This is a genomic window from Paraburkholderia sediminicola (assembly GCF_046026855.1).
Taxonomy (GTDB): domain Bacteria; phylum Pseudomonadota; class Gammaproteobacteria; order Burkholderiales; family Burkholderiaceae; genus Paraburkholderia; species Paraburkholderia sediminicola_A.
The window spans coordinates 84,530-104,785 of sequence record NZ_JAQQET010000036.1; the positions used below are offsets into that span (position 1 = coordinate 84,530).

At 54.3% G+C, this 20,256-nt stretch carries 15 protein-coding genes and 2 pseudogenes; 12 read left to right on the forward strand and 5 right to left on the reverse strand.

Annotated elements, in window-relative coordinates:
• Nucleotides 1-6 precede the first annotated feature (6 nt).
• The 3 genes and pseudogenes from PQR40_RS31340 to PQR40_RS31350 all read right to left on the reverse strand — a co-directional run bounded on the left by PQR40_RS31340 (nt 7) and on the right by PQR40_RS31350 (nt 2,506).
• Complete coding sequence (locus PQR40_RS31340) at nt 7-315, reverse strand: transposase (protein WP_408510591.1); 309 nt, start codon at nt 313-315, stop codon at nt 7-9.
• Between the two features lie 108 nt (nt 316-423).
• Nucleotides 424-1,143, reverse strand: a pseudogene (locus tag PQR40_RS31345) (IS6 family transposase).
• A gap of 118 nt (nt 1,144-1,261) precedes the next feature.
• On the reverse strand, nt 1,262-2,506 hold the full coding sequence (locus tag PQR40_RS31350; RefSeq protein ID WP_408510592.1) for an MFS transporter: 1,245 nt from the start codon (nt 2,504-2,506) through the stop codon (nt 1,262-1,264).
• A 1,706-nt stretch (nt 2,507-4,212) separates the two neighbouring features.
• Between PQR40_RS31350 and PQR40_RS31355 the strand changes: the two genes are divergently transcribed.
• The 5 genes from PQR40_RS31355 to PQR40_RS31375 all read left to right on the forward strand — a co-directional run bounded on the left by PQR40_RS31355 (nt 4,213) and on the right by PQR40_RS31375 (nt 9,112).
• The gene (locus tag PQR40_RS31355) at nt 4,213-5,307 is read left to right on the forward strand and encodes a porin (protein ID WP_408510593.1); all 1,095 of its coding nucleotides are present in this window, start codon (nt 4,213-4,215) and stop codon (nt 5,305-5,307) included.
• A 461-nt stretch (nt 5,308-5,768) separates the two neighbouring features.
• Nucleotides 5,769-6,152, forward strand: a complete 384-nt coding sequence (locus PQR40_RS31360) for a GlcG/HbpS family heme-binding protein (protein WP_408510607.1) — start codon at nt 5,769-5,771, stop codon at nt 6,150-6,152.
• Between the two features lie 51 nt (nt 6,153-6,203).
• Nucleotides 6,204-6,797 carry a cytochrome b gene (locus tag PQR40_RS31365; protein WP_408510594.1) on the forward strand — a complete coding sequence of 198 codons (594 nt, stop codon included), beginning with the start codon at nt 6,204-6,206 and terminating at the stop codon, nt 6,795-6,797.
• A gap of 615 nt (nt 6,798-7,412) precedes the next feature.
• Nucleotides 7,413-7,700, forward strand: coding sequence for a DUF4148 domain-containing protein (locus tag PQR40_RS31370; RefSeq protein WP_408510595.1), 288 nt, complete (start codon nt 7,413-7,415; stop codon nt 7,698-7,700).
• A gap of 311 nt (nt 7,701-8,011) precedes the next feature.
• On the forward strand, nt 8,012-9,112 hold the full coding sequence (locus PQR40_RS31375) for an IS5 family transposase (protein WP_408510608.1): 1,101 nt from the start codon (nt 8,012-8,014) through the stop codon (nt 9,110-9,112).
• Between the two features lie 525 nt (nt 9,113-9,637).
• Here the strand turns inward: PQR40_RS31375 and PQR40_RS31380 are convergent.
• Nucleotides 9,638-10,033, reverse strand: a pseudogene (locus PQR40_RS31380) (IS66 family transposase); the annotation flags it as partial.
• 482 nt (nt 10,034-10,515) lie between these two features.
• On the opposite strand from PQR40_RS31380, the gene PQR40_RS31385 reads away from it, so the two are divergent.
• The 7 genes from PQR40_RS31385 (at nt 10,516) to PQR40_RS31415 (ending at nt 17,785) form a co-directional block, all read left to right on the forward strand.
• Complete coding sequence (locus PQR40_RS31385; RefSeq protein ID WP_408510596.1) at nt 10,516-11,745, forward strand: MFS transporter; 1,230 nt, start codon at nt 10,516-10,518, stop codon at nt 11,743-11,745.
• A gap of 44 nt (nt 11,746-11,789) precedes the next feature.
• On the forward strand, nt 11,790-12,872 hold the full coding sequence (locus PQR40_RS31390; RefSeq protein ID WP_408510597.1) for a hypothetical protein: 1,083 nt from the start codon (nt 11,790-11,792) through the stop codon (nt 12,870-12,872).
• Between the two features lie 54 nt (nt 12,873-12,926).
• On the forward strand, nt 12,927-14,096 hold the full coding sequence (locus PQR40_RS31395; protein WP_408510598.1) for a DUF5624 domain-containing protein: 1,170 nt from the start codon (nt 12,927-12,929) through the stop codon (nt 14,094-14,096).
• Nucleotides 14,097-14,160: 64 nt separating this feature from the next.
• Entirely contained in the window at nt 14,161-14,994 is an 834-nt protein-coding gene (locus PQR40_RS31400) for an HpcH/HpaI aldolase family protein (RefSeq protein WP_408510599.1), read from the forward strand.
• 26 nt (nt 14,995-15,020) lie between these two features.
• Nucleotides 15,021-15,899 (forward strand): amidohydrolase family protein, encoded by an 879-nt coding sequence (locus PQR40_RS31405; RefSeq protein WP_408510600.1) that lies wholly within the window; start codon nt 15,021-15,023, stop codon nt 15,897-15,899.
• Between the two features lie 139 nt (nt 15,900-16,038).
• Nucleotides 16,039-16,209 (forward strand): hypothetical protein, encoded by a 171-nt coding sequence (locus tag PQR40_RS31410; protein ID WP_408510601.1) that lies wholly within the window; start codon nt 16,039-16,041, stop codon nt 16,207-16,209.
• 61 nt (nt 16,210-16,270) lie between these two features.
• Nucleotides 16,271-17,785 carry an MDR family MFS transporter gene (locus tag PQR40_RS31415; protein ID WP_408510602.1) on the forward strand — a complete coding sequence of 505 codons (1,515 nt, stop codon included), beginning with the start codon at nt 16,271-16,273 and terminating at the stop codon, nt 17,783-17,785.
• Between the two features lie 76 nt (nt 17,786-17,861).
• Here the strand turns inward: PQR40_RS31415 and PQR40_RS31420 are convergent, their stop codons facing one another.
• Nucleotides 17,862-18,755, reverse strand: a complete 894-nt coding sequence (locus tag PQR40_RS31420) for a LysR substrate-binding domain-containing protein (protein WP_408510603.1) — start codon at nt 18,753-18,755, stop codon at nt 17,862-17,864.
• Nucleotides 18,756-20,256 lie beyond the last annotated feature (1,501 nt).

A 20,256-nucleotide genomic window follows, 5' to 3' on the forward strand; every position in this document is an offset into this window, starting at 1 on the left:
ACGTCATCAGTGGTTCACTCGCGTTTGTTGGCAAGCGCCACGACGGCGACGTTTTGTTCCCCGTCGCACCTGGACTTTCAGTATCCATCGCGAGAGCGGATCGCTACGCTTCACTGCCTGCTGGACCACTGATCTGGCTCCGAGCACAAGAAGCATGCGCAGGTATCCGTTGCCCCTCTTCGTAATTCCGAAGAGGCGTTGCCTGCCGCCTGACGAGTGTTGGCGTGGCGTCATACCGATCCAGGCCGCAAACTGCCAGCCGTTCGCGAACTCGACGGCGCTGCTTGCAGCGGCGATGACGGCGGTTGCAATCATGGGACCGATACCACGGATTTTCTCCAGCCGCTGGCTTGCAGCGGAAGTCTTGTGGGCTGTGGTGCAAATAGCGGAGCTTGTCGAGTAATTTGGTTTTGATTGGATGCCTCACTGAGCCGGGATGACCGCATTCCAAACCGCAGGCACCGTGATATCCTTGAGTCGCAGTTGGGTGAGGCTAAATTGTCCTTTGCGAATGCGATGCGTCAATTCAACGCCCGCCAGCGTGTTCGTGGCGTTCTTGAATTGCTTGAAACCAAGCATGACGTTCGTCCTTGACTTGATGTTGCGATGGTCTTGCTCGACTTGGTTGTTCAGGTACTTCGAGGACCGGACCTTGGTGTCTTCGGGAATCACGCCGTCTTCCTTCATCTCACGAACTGCGCGATGCGAAGCCGCGGAGCCATCGAGGGCAATGGGTTTCGATGGCTGGCCCTGATGCTTGATGGCCTTCTTGAAAAGTGCTTTTGCTGCGACCACGTCGCGTTTGGCGCGGAGCATGAAGTCTACTGGCTGGCCTGCCCGATCCACCGCTCGATGAAGGTAGACCCATTTGCCACGCAGTTTGATATACGTCTCATCGACACGCCAGGACTGACCGGTGAACGTACCAAACCGGGTCCAGCGTTTGACGAATTCGGGCGAATAGCGCTTCACTCAACGCAAGATTGTGGTGCGCGCCAGCGACAGTCCTCGCTCGGCCATCATTTCCACCAGATCTCGCAGGCTGAGCTTGTAGCGCAGGTGCCAGCGAACACACAGGATGATCACCTCGCGATCAAAGTGGCGCCCCGCGAACAACTCCTCCAGACTTTTAAACTTACCCATCGTAGGCTCTCAAATTCGTTCAGCCGGAGACTGTAACCGTTTCGACCACGCTATTTGCACCAGAGCCGCGACATCGAGGAAATCGTGTTGAAACGAGATATCTGCGTTACAGACTGGATTAGCGCCGGTCATCTATGCGCGCTAGCCATATTTGAGCGAGGGCGATGCACGCGGCAGCGAGCAACGCCAATGTCGAAGCCATCATGAATACACGCTTCAGCGGCACAAGTCTCGAAAGTAGTAGCCCACCGACGAGCGGGCCAATGATGGATCCACCTCGGCCGATTCCAAGCGTCCATCCTATGCCGGCTGCGCGGACGCCCTCCGGAAATAGCTGGCTCGCCATTGCGGGAAACGCAAGCTGACCGCCGACGAGACATGCTCCCGCCACGAACAGGACGATGAACGCTGCGGATCCACCTTCCAACAGGTGCCCAAGGGCGAAAACCAGCCCGCCTCCCGCAAGGAAAAGGACGGCTACTGGAATAAACGGGCCCGCTCGCACAACAACTGCAGATAGCGAAAGCGCTCCTGTAATGGCACCAAGATTAAATACGACGACTCCGAATGCTGCGCGCCCTACAGGGACGCCACTCAGGTTAAGAATAGTTGGCATAAAACTGACGATAAATCCGGAGAGAATCATGATGGCGAGCACCCCGGACCATAGTGCCAAAATCGCGGGAAGCCTGCCTGCTCTAAATGCCTGCAGGAACAGGTAGCCCCGCTGAGGCCGCCTTGGCGCTACCCCTTGCAACGGGGCGGCCCGTCTTGTCGACGGCCTCGGAATACAAAAGAAGACCGGGAGGATAACGATCAACGCGAAGGCACCTCCCATGACAAAAACGGACGCCCAGCCGAACTGAACCATCGTGACCGAACTGATCGCACCACCGATAACTGCTCCAAGCGGAAACCCAATGGACATCAGAATGACACGCACGGACTGGTATTTGGTCTCGCCGTTTTCTGCGGCGATAGCAGCGACCGGAGGGATGGCTCCGCCCATGCCCAACCCGCCTACAAAACGCAAGGCCGCCAAGGTGGTCGCGGAATGAACGAAAGCACAGCACAAGGTGAGAACACCCGTTACAGCTAACGCAGAAATGAGCATACGCCGACGCCCAAACTGATCCGCCGCCGGGCCAACGATGAATGATCCCAAGACCGTACCGACGAACCCGGCGCTGAACACTCGCCCCAATGAGGCATGGTCAATCTGCAGTGACTTGACTAGCAAGGGCGCGACAAATGACAACATAAGCGTATCGAAGCCGTCAATCATTGAAACTGCAATGCAGATCAACGTTATCCGGAGCGCCGTAGGGGAATGCGTGTCTGTTGCCGGGATAGTGTTTTCCATGATGACGTCGTCTCCTAATATTCTTTTAACCGTCAGCAGACCTGCGACGGCGTTTCCAATAGCGTTGGCGCATAAGCACCGCGGCTTGCGTCCCTCTGGCGAATGGCCTAGCAGATACCCGGGAACCAGCATCTAGGTGGATTCGCCACGTCGAAAACTCCCAGTTGCGCAACCCGCCAGGCCGCCTCGTGACCATGCCTTATCGCCATCGTCCGCGTCGAATGCCTGCTTGCAAGCAGCGCGTGCGCATAACGCCAGACGGCGGAACCTTGTACCGCATGAAACGCGTTATCAACTTACCACGCCATAGTATCGGCAATGTTCCGTCGATCACTGATTCCATGAAAGAGATTATTGATTCAACAACTGGATCAGCACCACGCGCCTTCAACAGGTAGGGAGGCGTTCCAATAGGAGAGAGCATGCGTTCGCCCGATGCGGGGCGCACGCAATCAATTGGCGATCTCGTCTAGTTCCGCAAAACCCTTCCTTGTTCGCTGCAGCAGAGTTCGACAGGCCTGCGTAGGCGGCAGGCCTGAACTGCACCGTTCAAATAGAGCCCTCCTATTGTTCGTTCAAGCTCGTGATGGTCCGGGGGACTGCCGACTCAGCGCGAAAGAGTGATTGGGCCGCTCTAGTCGCGCTGGGCGACGGACAAGAAGGTCCGTAAGTAGCTGAGGTTGATCAGATCGAATGGCATCGGTAAGTGAGGCATTCTTAGTAGCTACGGAGAATGAATACGTCCTACATCGCTGATATGACTTCCGTACGGTGGAGCAGGACCGGGACACCTCAGCATAGCCAATCTCTCGCGTCATAAAAAACGTCGAACGCTTTCGATATTCTGAGATAAATTAACATTCGTGGCACCCTCCACGGGCAAGCATGTCGCTACCACTGATGTAGGCGGGCTCGAAACTTTTCTCAGCCGGTTGGTCGCAACAGGGGAGATCGACATACAGCGCACGCCCCGCTGTAACGGCTTGATTCGCGATTGAAATCAGTAAAATTGTTTATCAAATGAAGGATTCGTTTCGATCCGGCTACACTACGCCTCAATCTGTTTCGAAACGTGACGCCAAAGACGGTTAGATATTCACGATCAAGCGCATCAAAGATTGTTAATTAGTATTACTAATTAAAATTGTGGAAAATTGTCAGTGGCCTCCAACATGTATGGAAGAGGCTTGCGAATCGGCGATCAGCAGTGATTCCGGAGTCGTGTGTTTGTGCAAAAGTGCAGGACGCGGATCAGTCCTAGCACATGACATTTCATCCGGTCGCTCAATGAAGACAGAGATGTCGATGGGCAAATGGAACTCACGTCACATCATATATGCCGCCGATGCGGATCTGTTGCGTACTCGCCGAAGTGGGCCGATCACGTTCAGCAGCGATGGCGATACATTTTGTCAATTCGTTAATTTTCCGGGAGTGCGCCGGAGACCGATTTCTTCTGCCATGGAGTGGAGAGCGTTTGTGGGCTCCTGAAAAACATCCGGAGCACGGGTTCGACAAAATAGACCAGACTATTAAATTGCTTAAATATCTGATGATATACAGATTTATCTGGTGAGCTACGTTTTATTTGAAAATATTAATATGTTATGCGATGTAATAATTAAAAAATATCAACAACCAAACATTGATATAACCACTAGTCGTCATTTGCATATCATTTAGAAAATATCTAAAAGGAGACAGTAATGCGCAGGACGATTTTCGTAGCATCTACTCTCGCTCTAACGATCGGTACGCCTTCTGTTTTTGCGCAGAGTAGCGTGTCGTTGTCCGGCTTGATGGATGCAGGGATAACTTACGTGAACAACTCATCAGGGCATGCTAATCCGCAGTTTGTTGATGGCGTTGACGTCCCAAATCTGATTATTTTCACCGGAAAAGAAGATCTAGGAGGAGGTACTGCGATGATCTTCCAACTGGAAGATCAATACCTCCTAGGAACGGGGAGTTGGCCAACAAACAAGAGCCTATTTACGTGGGAGTCAATGGCAGGTTTTCAAAACCAACAATTCGGTACCTTGACGTTCGGCAATCAACGTGACTTCATGATTGATTCAGTGTTTCTAGGGCAGAACGACGGCGCTGAAGCTCACGACGGCGTGTATGGCATAGCCGGAGGCCCTTTCATTAAGTTAAATCTGCCGAACAACCCGACGGGATCTTTTAATTGGGACCGTATGGGCTTCAATGCACCGATTTCCAACTCGGTGAAGTATGCGAGCCCTATATGGAATGGATTTTCCGGCGGAGCACTGTACTCTTTTGGTGGAATACCCGGATCCATCGGATCAAATAGCGGCTCGAGTTTCGGATTGAACTACGCGAATGCGTCGTTTGGGGCAAATGCAGCAATAACCAATGTCAAACAGGCTGTTGCGGGTGTCCAGGCTAGCGTTCGCAACTGGGGGGTCGGTGCACACTACTACTTAGGAAATTTCACGACTGCGGCGCTCTTTACGGCCGTTCACAACGGTGCGAACGGGGGCTCGGTATGGGAAGGACAGCTAAGTGAGTTTTGGCAGATAAATGCCGCTTGGGGTCTTAGTACGGCATACGTATACATGAAGGGTAACGCCGTAGTGAACAACAATCACGCGCACGAAGTGTCTTCAGCACTGTCCTATGCGCTTTCGAAACGTACGGTTGTCTATGCTACCGCAGTCTATCAGCGAACCAACCGCGGCGCCAATGCATTGATCAACGGGCTGAATAGCCCGGGTTCAGCGGCGAGCGGGCCGTCACAACTGCTCGGAAGAATCGGGTTCCTGACTCATTTCTAGTTGGAGGAAATGAAGCTGGTCATGTCTGCCATACCGAGTCCCACTCGGGGGGCTGGCAGTTCCGATCCTCGATATTTCGGTAGAGGCTGGAAGATGTTCAGTTGGACCACGCGCTCCCATCACTCTAAATTTGTGATTTGGATTGGAAATTAATAGATCGCGAAACTGCAATTGAGGAATTCCTTCAGAGCGAATAATCTCGTCGTAGATTCAGTGGGCGGTTGAGAAGGTTAACAAAGGAGATAATTTTGAAAAGTCAATCACTGACTAGCAGGATGAATGATGCAAATAGTTCCCCGGAGACGGCCAGCGACGTTGGGTCAGACTGGGCCTTACCAAAAAGGGGGCGCAATGCGATCCTCCCCGCTATCGCATTCATGCTAGGCATGGGTTTCGCCATGGCCGATACTGCGCCGGCTGCGGAACAAGGACGCTTTGCACCCCTGCCTGTGGAGGTGGCCATGAAGGCTGCTCAGAACGCGCTAGCTGCGTGCAGCAGTGTAGGCTATCGTGTGACCGTTAGCATAGTCGACAGGGAGGGTGTAACACGTGTGTTTTTGGTCGGCGATGGCGCCGGCCCGATCAGCGTTACAACTAGCCGGCGCAAAGCATACACTGCCGCCGCGCTTGGAGTCAGCACTGGCGAAATGGCAAAGCACGCTGCAGCTTCTGGGCATCCACCACCAGCCATCGATCCTGAGATTCTGACGTTGGCTGGCGGACTTCCTATTATCAGCCATGACGTCGTCATTGGCGGTATAGGGGTAGGGGGAGCAGATGTCTCAGAGAAAGACGAGACGTGCGCCCGGGCTGGGCTTGATAGTATCAAGGAACAGTTGAACTAGCCGCCGAAATTAATGCGTCTTCGCTGTCGCCATTCGTTACAAGGTGTCTCTATGTCTAGTTCAATACGTTCCGTGGATCCGTCGAAGTCGGCTCTATCTTCGCACGCATTGCGTTACAGTCTTGGTTTGCGAGTTCTTCACTGGTTGACTGCCCTGTCCATGTTCATAGTTATTCCGCTAGCTTGGTACATGACTGAGCTTGACCGGCATAATCCCGTGACAGAAGGGTGGTTCAATCTGCATAAATCGATCGGCCTGACTGTTTTTCTACTAACGCTCATCCGTGTTTTTACTCGTTTATCAAGCGGTGCACCACCATTGCCAGAGCGCATCCCCACATTTGAACGGTTGCTAGCCCGTATCGGGCACAGACTCCTGTATGTGATCTTGTTCGCCATGCCGATCAGCGGATATGTGAATTCATACGGCGGCGGTCATCCCGTGAACTGGTTTTGGCTGTTTCGGATACCCGCCGTCATCCCCGTGGACCACTGGCTCGGACACCTTGGCGGTCAGATCCATGGGCTGCTTGCATGGGCAACGTACGTCCTGATCGCGGGGCACGTTCTAGCGGTTATCTATCACCAATTAATACAACGAGTGGACATATTGAGTCGCATGACGGTGAGTGCCAGGCGGAACTAAAACGCAGTGGATTTTACGTTGCAGGGCTTACCTCCGCGACTTAGATACGCCTCGCTGGCTGAATTGCCCTGCAACGATAATCCCGTCGTCGATTGTGTTTGGGGCCCAAAGCTCCACGAGTGACTGGATGGTCTCTCGAAACCGATATTTTTGGGTCTCATTCCATTGTCACGGAATGTCTTCTATTCGCGGCGCCCCGGGACAGTTGTTCTCTGGTGTACACTAAGTAGTCCTAAAAAATGATAAGAATACGCAGGCACTTTCGCCCCCATCACCATCATCATCGTTACCAACCTTCGAAACAGTGCTGTTGTCCGCGTGACGACTTTAGCCATGGGAAAGAGCAGTATTCTCTCCCGTGGCTAATGCATGTAAATGGCGAGAAAAAAATTGCCCGCGACGGGGCGCATCTCCGTTAAACGGTGCCTGTCAGTTCAGCTTGTATGAGCCATTGCGGCCCTCACATCGGAGAATTTGGTGGCAAGGATGCTTTGTCGCGTCTCTACAACGCCTGCCGTTGCCTCACATAAATTACTTCGTTATACGTATTTACCCTAGACGGGTTTCCACCTAAAATGGTGTTGCCCGAGCAAATAAAATCTAGGAAGTTAGACCATGGAATCGCTTCTCGAAGCCCTGCTGGTAGCCATCATTCTTTCTGCACCTGTAGCAGCAATCGCACAATCGAATCAGCCTCTGAGTCGCGCGGAGGTTCGCGCCGAACTTGTCCAATACGAGCGCGCGGGCTATAGCCCTCTTGATTGGAGTCATTACGCGGCGGACATTCAGGCAGCTCCAATCAGTGCTTTTGGACAATATGATCATCTTCACGTTGAGCCTGGGGGTTATGGATCGACGGCCATCACCACGTCACAGACGGCGCATTCTGCTGAATACAGATGACTTGATTGCGCGGCCTTGAATGTCTACGGGAGACTCGCCTCTAGGCGTTGCCATCCCGGGCCGGTGGCGGCTCCTTGTCGACCACTCACGGATCGCGTTAAACGTCTGTGCGAAGCAGGATTTGATGACGTGGCCGGATCCCCTCGCGTTGAAGCGGCATGCCTACATCCTTACAATTGTGTTTCACGCCGCGCTATTCAGATTCCCGCGTGTAACGTCTAGCAGGCCGGTGAAATACCTCGCGGAACGGTCATCCGGGACGCAGGCGTAAACGTTGAACTTATGTCATCAATGAGAGCGAGATGGAACGGATGCGTGGGCCAGATGGTTTTACCGAGTCAATGTTCACGGTGTTGAAGCTGGATGATTTTGTGCCGAAGGACCATCCGTTGCGTCCGATTCGCACCTGGCTCAATGACGCGCTTAAACGCATGGACGATGTGCTCGCGCGGATGTACGAGGCTGACGCAAAAGGAGGTCGGCCGAGCATCGCGCCGGAGAAGCTGGTGCGAGCTCTTTTGCTGCAGGTGCTGTACTCAGTTCGTAGCGAGCGCATGCTGGTGGAACAGATTTCCTACAACATGTTGTTCCGCTGGTTCGTCGGCCTGCCGATGGACGGGACCGTGTGGGACCACTCGACGTTCAGCAAGAACCGCGACCGGTTGCTCGAACACGATGTGCTGGTGTTGCTGTTCAACGAGACAGTCGAGACCGCGCGCGAGCGCGGATATCTTTCTGGGGAGCACTTTAGCGTTGACGGCACGTTGATTCAGGCATGGGCCGGGCATAAGAGCTTCGTGCCGAAGGCAAGTTCAGACGAAGACGACGCGCCTCCTGACGAACCGCCAGCGCCGAACGACAACTGGCACGGACAGAAACGCAGTAACGAGACGCACCAATCGACGACGGACGAGCAGGCGCGCCTGTTTCGCAAGAGCAAAGGAACCGGAGCGATGCTCTGTTATATGGGCCATGTGCTGACCGACAACCGGCATGGCCTGGTGGTCAACGCGCAGGTGACGCTGGCGACGGGCACCGCCGAGCGCGACGCGGCCGGGCGGATGCTTGCTGATGCCGCAAGTGTTGCACCGGGCGCCATCACGGTCGGCGCGGACAAGAACTACGACACCGCCGGCTTCGTCGGCAGTTGTCGCGCGAATCGTGTCACGCCGCATGTGACACAAAACGATGGGCGTCCAGGCGGTTCAGCAATTGACGAGCGAACTACGCGTTGGCCGGGTTACGCGGTCAGCCAGCAAAAACGTAAGCGCATTGAGCAGGTGTTCGGATGGGGCAAGGCAGTCGGACGAATTCGACAGGCGATGTATCGAGGACTTGAACGCGTAGACCAGCTCTTCGTACTGACTCAGGTCGGCTACAACCTGACGCGTATGCGCACACTTGCCGGTTGAGGGGCAGGAAGCAATGGATAACACCGATATGGCGAACCCGCGAGCAACGTCGGATGCCCGCAAACGTGTTCCGCGTTTCAAAAGTGCGAACCGAGCATCCGTCGTAATGCACCTGAGCGCATCAACGACGGATATTTCAACGGCCTGCTAGATCGCGGTCGAACGTTCGCCAGCCTAACTCGAACGTTTGTCGCGACATTTGACTTCGCGGCTTGCGAGCCACAATCGTCTTGCTGAGGACGCTGACCGGCTTCCTATCCTCGCAATCATTACGCTAGGTCGCAAGGTCATATTCGGAACGCCATGGTCGCGCCACAAGGCTGCGATCATGGCCTCCTGCCCTCCATCAAGCTACAGATTCGGCCAATCGCCATTTCGGTAGTCGAACGAGGATCTGCGCTCCTAAGCAAGATCGCTTGTGTTCAATGCGCGCTGCGAAAGTTCTGCGGTAAGCGCTGCGAGAGCGCCGGCGTTGACGTGCGGGCGTGTTCGTCAGGCGTTTGCACGAAGCTGGTTTGCAACCATCTATGGCACGAGTTCGTCAACGCGGTTGATCGGGCGGTCGGCGATGTGCGCGAGCAAGAAGCGCAGATATGCTTCAAGATCGACTTCGTTGAGTTTCGCCGTGCCGATGTTGCAGTCGATCGCGGCGGCACGTTCGTCATCCGAGTCAGCGCGAGCGCCAGCGAACAGATTGTTACGTCGGCCGATGGCCACGCCGCGCAACGCGCGCTCGACTGGCAGATTGTAGATTTCGAGGCGGCCGTCATCGCAATAGCGCGTGAGTGCCTGCAACCGGTTCAGGACCTAGAGAATCACCCGCCTCGTGTCGGATTTGCGGGAGAGCGCTTTCAGCGTTTTTGTGAGCCATGCATGGAGGTGCTCGAGTAACGGCCGCGCGTGCGCCTGTCGATATGCCCGGCTCCGGTGCCGGCTATGGCGCCATCGATTGCACAGACGAGCGTTCGCGTTGCTCCTTCGCAACCATGTTCGCGTTCAGACTGTGTTCTTGCGCAACGTCGGCGGTCGAACGCGCCGGGTCGTTAGCTTGCGCACCACCATCTCCCGAAATTCTTGTGTGTATTCCTCGAGTCTCGTCGCCGCCCCGGCGCGCTTACCTCCAGCATTCTGATTCCCACCAAATCTAGTGGGAATCAGAATGTCGAAGCCACATCTGTTATGAACAGAGGTTACTGCACACTCGCTTACGTTCCGCGTATATATGCCGCGCTTGCGATGCGCGATCTCGTAGTCCTTCCGCAACCGCGGCGACCGAGGCGACACTCTGATTCAACTTGGAAATCAATAACTAGCGTTTATGAAATTGAGCCGTGGAGCTGAGCCGGGCTAACATCGGCTACGCCATACAGATTGACCGACATAAGACAATGAAGGGGACTAACTTGACAAGTCAGCAGCTTGCAGAACAGATCGATCCACGTGTCCCAGCCGTGGCGCGATGGGCGGCCGCGCCTTTGATTGCGTCGTGCCTTCTCGTCATGATCGATGGCTACGATATGTTCATGATCTCGTTTCTAGCGCCGCTTATTTCGAGCGATCTCCATCTTTCGCCACTGACGCTTGGCAGGGTGTTCACGGCTGGACTCGCCGGCTCGATGGTAGGCGGAATCGTTATAGGACCTGTCGCTGATCGAGTGGGACGGAAGAGGGCTCTAGTCGCCTCCTTGTTACTGGCGGCTCTAGGGACCATCCTTTGCGCGCGTGCGGAATCGTCTGAAGCATTTGCAGTTTACCGTTTTGTTTCCGGCTTCGCACTGGGCGGTGTTCTCGCCGCCATTGTGCCTCTCGTAGCAGAGCACTTCAGCCCGGAACGACGAAACGCCGTGGTCACGCTAATGTTCGTAGGCTATCCGCTTGGAGCGGTGATTGGCGGCGGCGTGACGGCGCTACTATATTTCCACGGGTGGCGACAACTATTCGTTGGTACTGCTGCATTGCTGCTCATTGCGGTATCGTTGACGCTACTCATGCGGGAAACATTAAATAAACGGGAGACGACGAATGCAATGCAAGTCACCTGGCGTAATTCCCTGTTTGGCCCGTTTGCCGAGGGACGCCTACTCGCAAGCATTTTTCTGGGAGTTGGCATCTTCTGCATGCTGCTTGTTGCGTATCTGTTGACTAGCTGGACGCCTATGATTGCCGTCAGGTCAGGCATCCCTCCACGCGCTGCGGCCTTGTGCGGCGTGTTCCTCAATCTGGGTGGGGTTGCTGGCGCATTGGCCTCTACGGTGCTCGTTCGAAAATTTGGGGTCTTTAGACTCGTGGCACTAATGATCGCTACGGGGGCTGTGTCGATAGCGCTAGTTGGGCAGTTCTTTGGGTCGATCGGTGTGTTATGTGTCAGTCTGTTTGTTAGCGGAGCACTAGCCATAGGCGGCCAGCAAAACACGCCGGCGATGTCTGTAGAGCTCTATCCACAGCACGTGCGGGCCGCGGGTGCCGGCTGGTCGTTTTCCATCGGTAGGGTCGGTTCCATGTTTGGTCCACTTCTCGGCGGATACCTTTTGTCGGTCCAAACCGATCCAAAAATGATGTTCTTCATGATGGCTATTCCAACGGGCATCGCCGCCGTCGCTTATCTCCTCGTGGATTTAGTAAAGCCGAACTAGCGATTTCGGCAAACTACCTCAAACTTCAATCAACCGGACGAATCATGCTACTCACTGAACACCAGCGTCTCCCGACAAACGGTGCCCGAGCCGTTCTCCCGTTCACCGCAGAAGGCCGTCAGTACCTTGGAATTCCGCAACTCTCGAAGGATGTCCCTGACACACCGGCGCATATGAACGGGGGTGACAGCGACACCGGCGCGCTGGTTTATCGTTGGGAAAACGGACAGTTTGTCGAGGACATTGGTTTGCCGCTGAGCGGAGGCGAAGATATCGACGTTTTTGAGTTCCGCAATCAGCAATTCATGGTGACCGCAGGTGTTCGCCGAGGACATGGCCCGTATCAGTACAACATCGACCAGGTGCTTTACAAGCGTGTTGGCTCTGGATGGGAGTCCTTCCAAACCTTCCCGGGGTTCGCAGCGAAACAATGGCATTTCTTCGAAATCGGTGAACGTGCATTTCTTGCTCTGGCTCAAGGCGTAACTCTGGGCCATATCGAAGCGACGAATCCGCGCCATTCAAGGATATTTGAATGGGACGGCTCACAATTCGCCGAATTTCAGACTTTCGACGGCCAGTGGGGATACAACTGGGAATCCTTCGAAATCGACGGGCAGTATTTTCTCGGCTATGCGGACCACGTAGCTCAATCCCAGTTGTACGCATGGAGCGGCGCGGCTTTTGTCCCGTTCCAGGTGTTTGCTGAGAAGGCTGGGCGATGTTTCCGATATTTTCAGGTCGACGGCGAACACCTGCTCGCATTCGCGAACATCCAGGGTGACTCGATTTTGTATCGATGGACCGCCGACGCGTTCACGGCGCAGCAAACCCTAAGCGGCCCGGGGGGGAGGGAGTTTTGCGTTGTCACGAGCGGCGCGGGGTTGTTTCTGGTGCAGATCAATTTTATCGAAGGAGAACCTTCAGCGCCGCATACCAGCCTCCTTTCTCGCATTTATAAGTGGGAGAAAGACCAGTTCAATCTTGTGGAGGAATTCCCGACATCTGGAGGAACTGATGCCGCCGTGTTTAATGCAGATGGCCAGATCTTCCTTGCCGTCTCAAACAGTTTGACGCCCGATGTGCGCTTCAGAACCGATACGATCATCTATCGCTTTAACGGTTGAACGCGCTTTAATTTGACGGCAGTGATCAATCAGAATAATGTCAAGGAAGAAGTCATGGCTTACCAACCAGATCCAGTTTTTCAAGGCTTGTATGACGCCTACACCGGTCAGGACAGCACGGGGCAGCATCTGACCCGTCACATGGTCAAAATGACCGAGCAAGATCCCATTCTCGTCGTAACCGGATCTGACTTTGTGTTCTTTCCAGGGTTACGTCAGCCACCTATCGTGCAAAGCTTTCGCAGGTCGACGAAGGGATTCATTGAGCTGACATCAATCTCGCATCTCGGTCCGGCACTTGCCTGGCTTTTCCGACTGCGAGACCTAGGCTATGCCTCATGGCGCCAGGACGCCGAGCGGATCCTGAAGTGCACGGACGAGGCTAGGAAACTTAACAGTGAAAGCTACTGGACAGATGTAGTTGCAGTAGAAGCTTATAAGGGCTACGAGCGCAAGATTGCCGATATGATCGATTACAGTTGCGAAGTCACCACTTCGTTTCTGAGCCGTTGTCTTGCTGATGAAAGCCTGATGACGTTCGAGTATCTGCGGGAAGGCTTTCTGGAGCCGTCGAACAAGGACGATGTTGCTGTGCCGATCAACGATATGATGGTGGCTACGTTCTCGCTGACGTTTCTTGATATCGGCCAGCGGGTAATTCAGTGGCTGCGCTCGCAGAATTTCGACTGGAGCAAGTTGATGGTGCTGCTCAGCGGAAAATCCGGCCGGCCGACGGCGGGTCTGACGTGGCCCACCAATAACAATTGCCACCTTCTTTTCAAGGCGTCGCGCGAGCAATTGCCAGTGGAGAACGTGCAGATTGCACCGCATGGCCCGTCGATGTCGCTCGAAGATATCGGCAATCAGGCACGGATTGACGAGCTTGAGCAGCAGTTTCGTAATCTTTTTCTCCACATCAGGGCGAACATCGACTTGTCCAGATTGATGTTCGAAGGGTTTCCCTCATTCAAGAAAAGTATCGAAGAACCACCAGTGATCGAACCCGGAACAAGTAGCCTGAGTGCAATGCCGCGACTGCGCTCCACCGATGATCGATTGACAGCAATCACTCGTCTGCGGTTTGTCATGGAAGATCCTACGCAGCTTCTGTCGAATTCCGTTGCGCATTTTATCATCGACCAGTTGTGCGATCACGACAATAACCCGGCGGCCGTCGTCATTCCCGGATTCACCAATGTGACGTACCCGCCAAAGCGCGCGTGATGTAGAGCAACGGCGCTGCAAGGAATAACCACTTGGTAATGCGAATAAATATCGGAGATCGGATATGAATCTCATGGAAATTAGAGAGCGCAATGTACTCATCGACAAGCTGCATCGTGGCGAACTGGTTACTGCCATGATGATCCGCGGCGCACGGACGGTAGATGTGGTTCGTGTGGCTGGATCAACAGGGCACGACAGCATCATCATTGACCTCGAGCATAGCTCAATGCCTCTTGACGTCGTTTCGCAATTGGCGTCGACGGCTAATGACCTTGGAATGACACCGTTCGTTCGCGTCCCTGAGCGCGATTACGGTTCGATCGGTAGAGTGCTGGACGGTGGTGCAATCGGCGTAATTGCTGCTCGTATTGAGACGGCGGCGCAAGCAGAGGAACTGGCACGCGCATGCCGGTTCGCACCTCGCGGTCAACGATCCCAGATTGCAATGCTTCCGCAGTTCGGGTTCAAGCCCACTCCGGCGCGAAAGCTGAATCCGTTGGTTGACGGGGTCACGATCGTGAAAACACTCATCGAAACACCGTTGGGTGCGTCGAATGCCGACGCAATTGCAGCGGTCGACGGAGTAGATATTCTTGCTATCGGCGCGAATGATCTCTCAGCAGAATTGGGAGCGCCGGGAGACTACACGAGCAGTGCATTCTATGATCAAGTCGCAAAAATTGCTGCAGCGTGCAAGGCTCGCGGCAAGCTGTGTGTGATTGGCGGAATTTCGGATCTGAACATACTCGGCGGATTTCTGAAAATGGGCGTCGCACCGATGATTATTTCCGGATCGGACATTGAAATGCTCTTTTCGGCCGCGCGTCAGCGCAGCGCTGCATTGCAGCAGTGGCATGCTGAATTGAGCCAAGCAGTCGAAAAAACCCCAGTTTAACAAACATTAACTAATGAGAGGAAAAAATGGCAAGCGAAGTACAAGTACCGACCGCAATGCGAGAAGCAACTACCAACACCAAACCGGCCTTTGTGCTGCCGCCTCACACGTGCGACGTTCATTTCCATGTGTTTGAAGTTGGATATCAGTCAGTCAAGGAACCTCACTATACTTTCCCCGACGGTACGCTCAAGCAGTACCTTGCGATGTGCGATTACATCGGGATTGAACGCATGGTCCTAGTGCAGCCGAGCTATTACGGTACGGATAACCGGCTCACGATTGATACCCTCGCGAAACTAGGCGCGCGCGGGCGTGGCATTGTGATGGTTGATGAAGATGTGACAGATACGGAACTCGATCAGTTCCATGCGGCTGGCGTCCGCGGTATTCGGCTTGATTTGTTTGCGCGCGCGGGCTGGGATCGCAGCGATATCCAATCATACATCCTGCGCATGATCGAACGTGCGAGGCCTCGTGGATGGCATATCCAGTTCTATACGCCTGGATATGTCGTGCGTGATCTGATTCCATTCCTGTCTACGGTTGAGTACAACTTCGTGATTGATCACATGGGGTACATGCTTGAAGAGGACGGTCTCACAGGGGACGACTTTGAACAATTACTTGGACTGCTGGAACATGGTTACGCGTGGTTGAAACTTTCTGCCCCCTACCGTATTGCCAAGGGGCGCGGTTACGGCGCAGTTGGTCATCTTGCGAAGGCCATCATTAAAGCGCGGCCGGATAGGGCACTGTGGGGTACAGACTGGCCTCATCTCACGGATGGCAGTCGAGATACTGGTGAGCTCGTTAACCTTCTGCTCGACTGGGCTCCAGATGAAGGAACGCGCCAGCAAATCCTGGTGGACAATCCGCAGGCGCTGTTCGACTTCGACGAGTAAGGGCAGAAAGGCAATTGCAGACGTCCGTCTTTATCGGGCCTCGAGGCCCGACGTTTGCGACGATCAGGGGCCGCTTGCAATCTGTGGCTAGACGCGAGCGTCCATCGGTCGATTATTGAGTGTCAACGTTCGAGTTCGCATGCAACCCAATCAGGTTGCTCTTGTGGTTGCCACATGCGACTTCGGCGAACTTGGCATCGGGAGTCTCTCTTTCATTGCTTCGGATGGCATGTTCAGCGCACTATTCGAAGGCTTGCTGTCGCAGACGGAGAAGTGGGGTGTGTTTTCAAGTATCTTTCTGATTATCTGATAAAAAAGGACAAGGCCGGATTTGCGCGGACAGATTCAGGCGCGCGATACGGTAATGAGCAATGCAGGAATACGAAAAGACCACAGCTAAAAGAACGTTTCCGATTTCCCGAAATATGGGAAACGCAAATGGACTCATTCATTTCAAAGAGGCGCTCTGGGGCCTCGTGCTGGCAATTGTTCTGTCGTCGATAGACCAAAATATTGTCTCGACCGCTCTTCCTCATATCGCGCAAGTTTTGGGTGGCTTGCCCCAGATATCGTGGGTTGTCACAGCCTTTCTGCTCTCGTCCACAGTTTCCATGCCGATCTACGGAAAACTGTCCGACATGCATGGGCGCCGTAGCATGTTCATGATCAGCATCTCAATTTTTCTACTGGCTTCGGCTCTATGTGGACTTGCCACAAGTATGAATCAGCTGATCGCTTTTCGGGCGATGCAAGGTTTGGGCGCCGGTGGGCTCTCGACGCTTTCACAAAGTGCAATCGGAGATTTGGTAGGGCCGCGCGAGCGCGGTAGATATCAAGGTCTATTTAGTGGTGCCGCTGCCGTTTGCACTGTCACCGGACCGCTACTTGGAGGGATGCTTATCACTGTCGCGTCGTGGCGATGGATTTTCTTTGCGAGCTTGCCTGTGGGACTAATTTCCCTGGTGCTTATCGTGCTGTTTCTGCCCGCTCCCGCAGTTCGCCGCGCTCATCGCATAGACTATGTAGGCATGCTCTTGCTGATCGTAAGTGTATGTGCGGCGATGCTTTTCCTCAATGGAGTGGGTGGTCAGCTCGCAGGGGCAATTCTGAATCCGTGGATCACCGCGTTAATTGCGATCTGCTTTTCTGCAGCTTTTTTGCTTTGGGAGCGCCGGGCGACCGAACCCATCATCACCGTCGGGCTCTTTCGGAACAGGACTTTCGCGGTTGCGGTTGCGGCAGCAGGAATGATGACCTTCGCAATGCAGGCGGCCATGGTTTTCCTGCCCCTGTATTTCCAGTTAGTCCTTGGGAAAACACCGGCAGAATCAGGATTGATGTTGGTACCACAGATCGTAGGGATGATCGTGAGTTCCACGTACGGAGGACGTCTCTCCAGCGCGAGCGGGAACTTCAAGAGTTTCTTTCTGCTGGGTGTCGGCTTGGAGGCCACCGCATTGGCACTGCTTGGCGTCTCGTCACTCGTGGGGGCCGGCGTGGTCCCATTCCTATCGGCGCTAGCCGTCCTCGGTCTGGGTACAGGTCTGGGAATGCCGAATGCTATTGTTCTGGTCCAGAACTCTGTAGCGCCTGAAAAATTAGGCATGGCAACAGGGTCGATGTCTTTTGTGCGTTCGCTCAGCGGGGCGATTGGTGTTGCGCTATCCGGCTTTGTAATGCGTTTGATGCTTGAATCTGGACATACGAGCAGCGCGTTTATCCGCTTTTTTCATGACGAAACTGGAAACACGGTCATTTCCGGAACGGGCTCGCAAACGGTTGACGCGCTACGTCTCGCAATAGCGGCCAGCTTTGTGCTGGGTGGAGTGATGATGGTGGCGGCATTTGCGACTGCTACGAGGGTATCGGCGCTCGAGGCACCCTGACGTCGAACTTAGGCCTAACGTCCTCTATTGCTAGGCCTGTATATCGACGCGCTTCACGGGTTGACTTTAAGCGTTGCTATCCGGAAACGATGTTCATCGCCAAATCCGCAAACTGGCCGACCCGCGAATTGGCATCTCCGAAACGGTGTGCGATATAGATGGTCGTAGTGGCGTCGAGATCGCTGAATCTTCTAAAAACGACGCCAGGTATCGCGATGGTTGCGAGTGCCGACGGTACGATTGCAACTCCCAATCCTGTCGACGCAAGACCCACCATCGTTGACGCCTGCTGGACCTCCTGGACCACGTTGGGGACGAAACCATGTTTGGCGCAAAGCGCCAGAATCTGGTCTGAGACGGCGATGCCGGCTCGCTGGGCATAGGCTATGAAAGATTCGTCGCAGAGATCGGCGACCGAAACCGACGTTGCGGTGGCCAAGGGATGCCCAGCGTGCACGGCAAGGAGCAGTGGCTCCTCAAGGAGCGGCGTGCATACAACGCTGGAAATTGGGGCATTAGATGGAAGACGTAGGAGTGAGACGTCTAACTCACGCTGCTCGAGGGCCTCGATTTGCAAAGAAGAAGGAAGCTCGCGCAGGACCATGCTGACCTTAGGGCGTAAGGCTCGATATTTTCGGATGAGATGGGGAAAGAAAGGGAGAAGGGACGATGCATTGGTGAACCCGACTCGTAATCGACCAACCTCTCCGCTGACTGTCTGCCAGACAGCCTCCTTCGCGTGTTCCATCCGGGAAAGAATGGCGCGGGCATCGTCAAGGAGCGCCACACCAGCCTCGGTCAGCGTAGTCGCGCGCTTGGTGCGGTAAAAGAGTTTCGCGCCAAGTTCGTTCTCTAGGGACTGAATGGCAAGGCTCAACGGTGCCTGCGTCATACCCAAGCGTTCCGCCGCGCGCCTGAAGTGAAGCTCGTCTGAGAGGATAACGAAATACTCTAAATGTCTGATGTTCATTGATTTGCCTGGCAAATATATAAAGTGCTGATTTAGAAACAATGGCAACTGAGATCTGGGTGATACTTATGCCAATCGATAGTTTGACACACGCGTTGGCGAGATTGGGCATCGAAATTTGTATTAACAAGCCACACACCTGATTGCCTTCTGCATGGCGATCGCCGCGCGCTCTGTGTCCCCTGTTCGATTCAGGCTTAGTACGGGTGATCGGGAGCACTGGGCTGTAGCGAGTCATCGGCCCGACGGTCTGCTGTTGTGCCGCGTTTCGCTTGTCGGCTTTCATAAAGAGAGATGGGTAGTTACGCTATTGAGTGATATTGCGGTGCGATTCGGGATCAGGTCGTATCGGCGACCACGGAATAGGTCCGCAGTCCATCAAATTGGTCATGCCGGGGAAGCATTAGAAAGTGCTGTAGTTGTGGCGGTGGCGGGTCGATCTGAGAAGGGCGAATGTCGGGAGGTTACGTGTTTGTAGTCCCGTGAGTTAGAAATTCCTATTCAAGGTGTGGGCTGCCCTAACCATCATCGGGTTGCCCGCGATCACCTCCACGAATCACGCGAGGTGATCTAATTTTCGCTGGCGCGAGCTACACAATGGCGATTGAAAAACAAGCCATGCTAGCGGTGCCGGGAAAGAGGATGAAGGAGAACTGATAGATAAGGCGGAGAAGTCTTTGCGGATGCTGATAAAAATGGTTTGCGTCGATGCCCGCGACGTCATTTCGCATAACCTGATTCAGTTGTGGACGTTCTACTTCGAGTGGTATGTCTGCGTCGGGGCGTCGGGACCTGGGGGCTACTCCAATTACCTCCGTTCGTCGCCATGACGCCGCTGCCGGTGTGTTGCCGCCTGAGTCCAGATAATCGGCAACGAGTGTTTCCACTGGGTGCGGCGCGATTGAGGTATCTGCGGAGTGATCTAAGGTGTTGGGCGAGTTTGGGAATAAGCGGAGTTCAAGAATTTTTGATGAATCGGAGCAGATAGCGCTCGAATACGCTAGTGATGTGAAGGAGTGGACGAGCGCCTGGTTCGGCGAAGCCGTCTCAGCGATTCGTGCGCCTGCCTTATCACCGCTGATGCGGCGCCTATAAAGCATCTCCAAGGCTACCTCCACTCCGGCCTGTTGCCGGTTGAAGCAGCATATGCATGTTTCGGCAGGATTCCTTGAAAATGTTTCGTTATCACGTCATCTTCTGACACGAATAGTTATCCGAAGGAAAAACATCGATCTCGGGATTGCAATGGTTTTCTAACTCATGAGGCTAGCGCTTGAAGCATCAGTGTGCTATCTGGCCATAGGGTGTGCGACCGCGGTGGTATGGCAGTGTATGGTCGCGCGACATGAAGCCTCAAAGGAGCCTGAGTCGCGTGGGGGCTGCGCTACAAGCGTCGGTTATCGCTGGTACCAGCCGTGGTCAAACGCCTTGGGAGCGTCGGCTACCCGCATCATAAGCGTACGTTGTACCAACGAACGCATCCTGAAGAATAGTTGAATTA

Excerpts from the sequence above, each read along its gene's own strand:
- PQR40_RS31340 (WP_408510591.1), bottom strand. The coding sequence starts at position 315 with ATGATTGCAACCGCCGTCATCGCCGCTGCAAGCAGCGCCGTCGAGTTC.
- PQR40_RS31350 (WP_408510592.1), bottom strand. The coding sequence starts at position 2,506 with ATGGAAAACACTATCCCGGCAACAGACACGCATTCCCCTACGGCGCTC.
- PQR40_RS31355 (WP_408510593.1), top strand. The coding sequence starts at position 4,213 with ATGCGCAGGACGATTTTCGTAGCATCTACTCTCGCTCTAACGATCGGT.
- PQR40_RS31360 (WP_408510607.1), top strand. The coding sequence starts at position 5,769 with ATGAAGGCTGCTCAGAACGCGCTAGCTGCGTGCAGCAGTGTAGGCTAT.
- PQR40_RS31365 (WP_408510594.1), top strand. The coding sequence starts at position 6,204 with ATGTCTAGTTCAATACGTTCCGTGGATCCGTCGAAGTCGGCTCTATCT.
- PQR40_RS31370 (WP_408510595.1), top strand. The coding sequence starts at position 7,413 with ATGGAATCGCTTCTCGAAGCCCTGCTGGTAGCCATCATTCTTTCTGCA.
- PQR40_RS31375 (WP_408510608.1), top strand. The coding sequence starts at position 8,012 with ATGCGTGGGCCAGATGGTTTTACCGAGTCAATGTTCACGGTGTTGAAG.
- PQR40_RS31390 (WP_408510597.1), top strand. The coding sequence starts at position 11,790 with ATGCTACTCACTGAACACCAGCGTCTCCCGACAAACGGTGCCCGAGCC.
- PQR40_RS31395 (WP_408510598.1), top strand. The coding sequence starts at position 12,927 with ATGGCTTACCAACCAGATCCAGTTTTTCAAGGCTTGTATGACGCCTAC.
- PQR40_RS31400 (WP_408510599.1), top strand. The coding sequence starts at position 14,161 with ATGAATCTCATGGAAATTAGAGAGCGCAATGTACTCATCGACAAGCTG.
- PQR40_RS31405 (WP_408510600.1), top strand. The coding sequence starts at position 15,021 with ATGGCAAGCGAAGTACAAGTACCGACCGCAATGCGAGAAGCAACTACC.
- PQR40_RS31410 (WP_408510601.1), top strand. The coding sequence starts at position 16,039 with ATGCAACCCAATCAGGTTGCTCTTGTGGTTGCCACATGCGACTTCGGC.
- PQR40_RS31415 (WP_408510602.1), top strand. The coding sequence starts at position 16,271 with ATGCAGGAATACGAAAAGACCACAGCTAAAAGAACGTTTCCGATTTCC.
- PQR40_RS31420 (WP_408510603.1), bottom strand. The coding sequence starts at position 18,755 with ATGAACATCAGACATTTAGAGTATTTCGTTATCCTCTCAGACGAGCTT.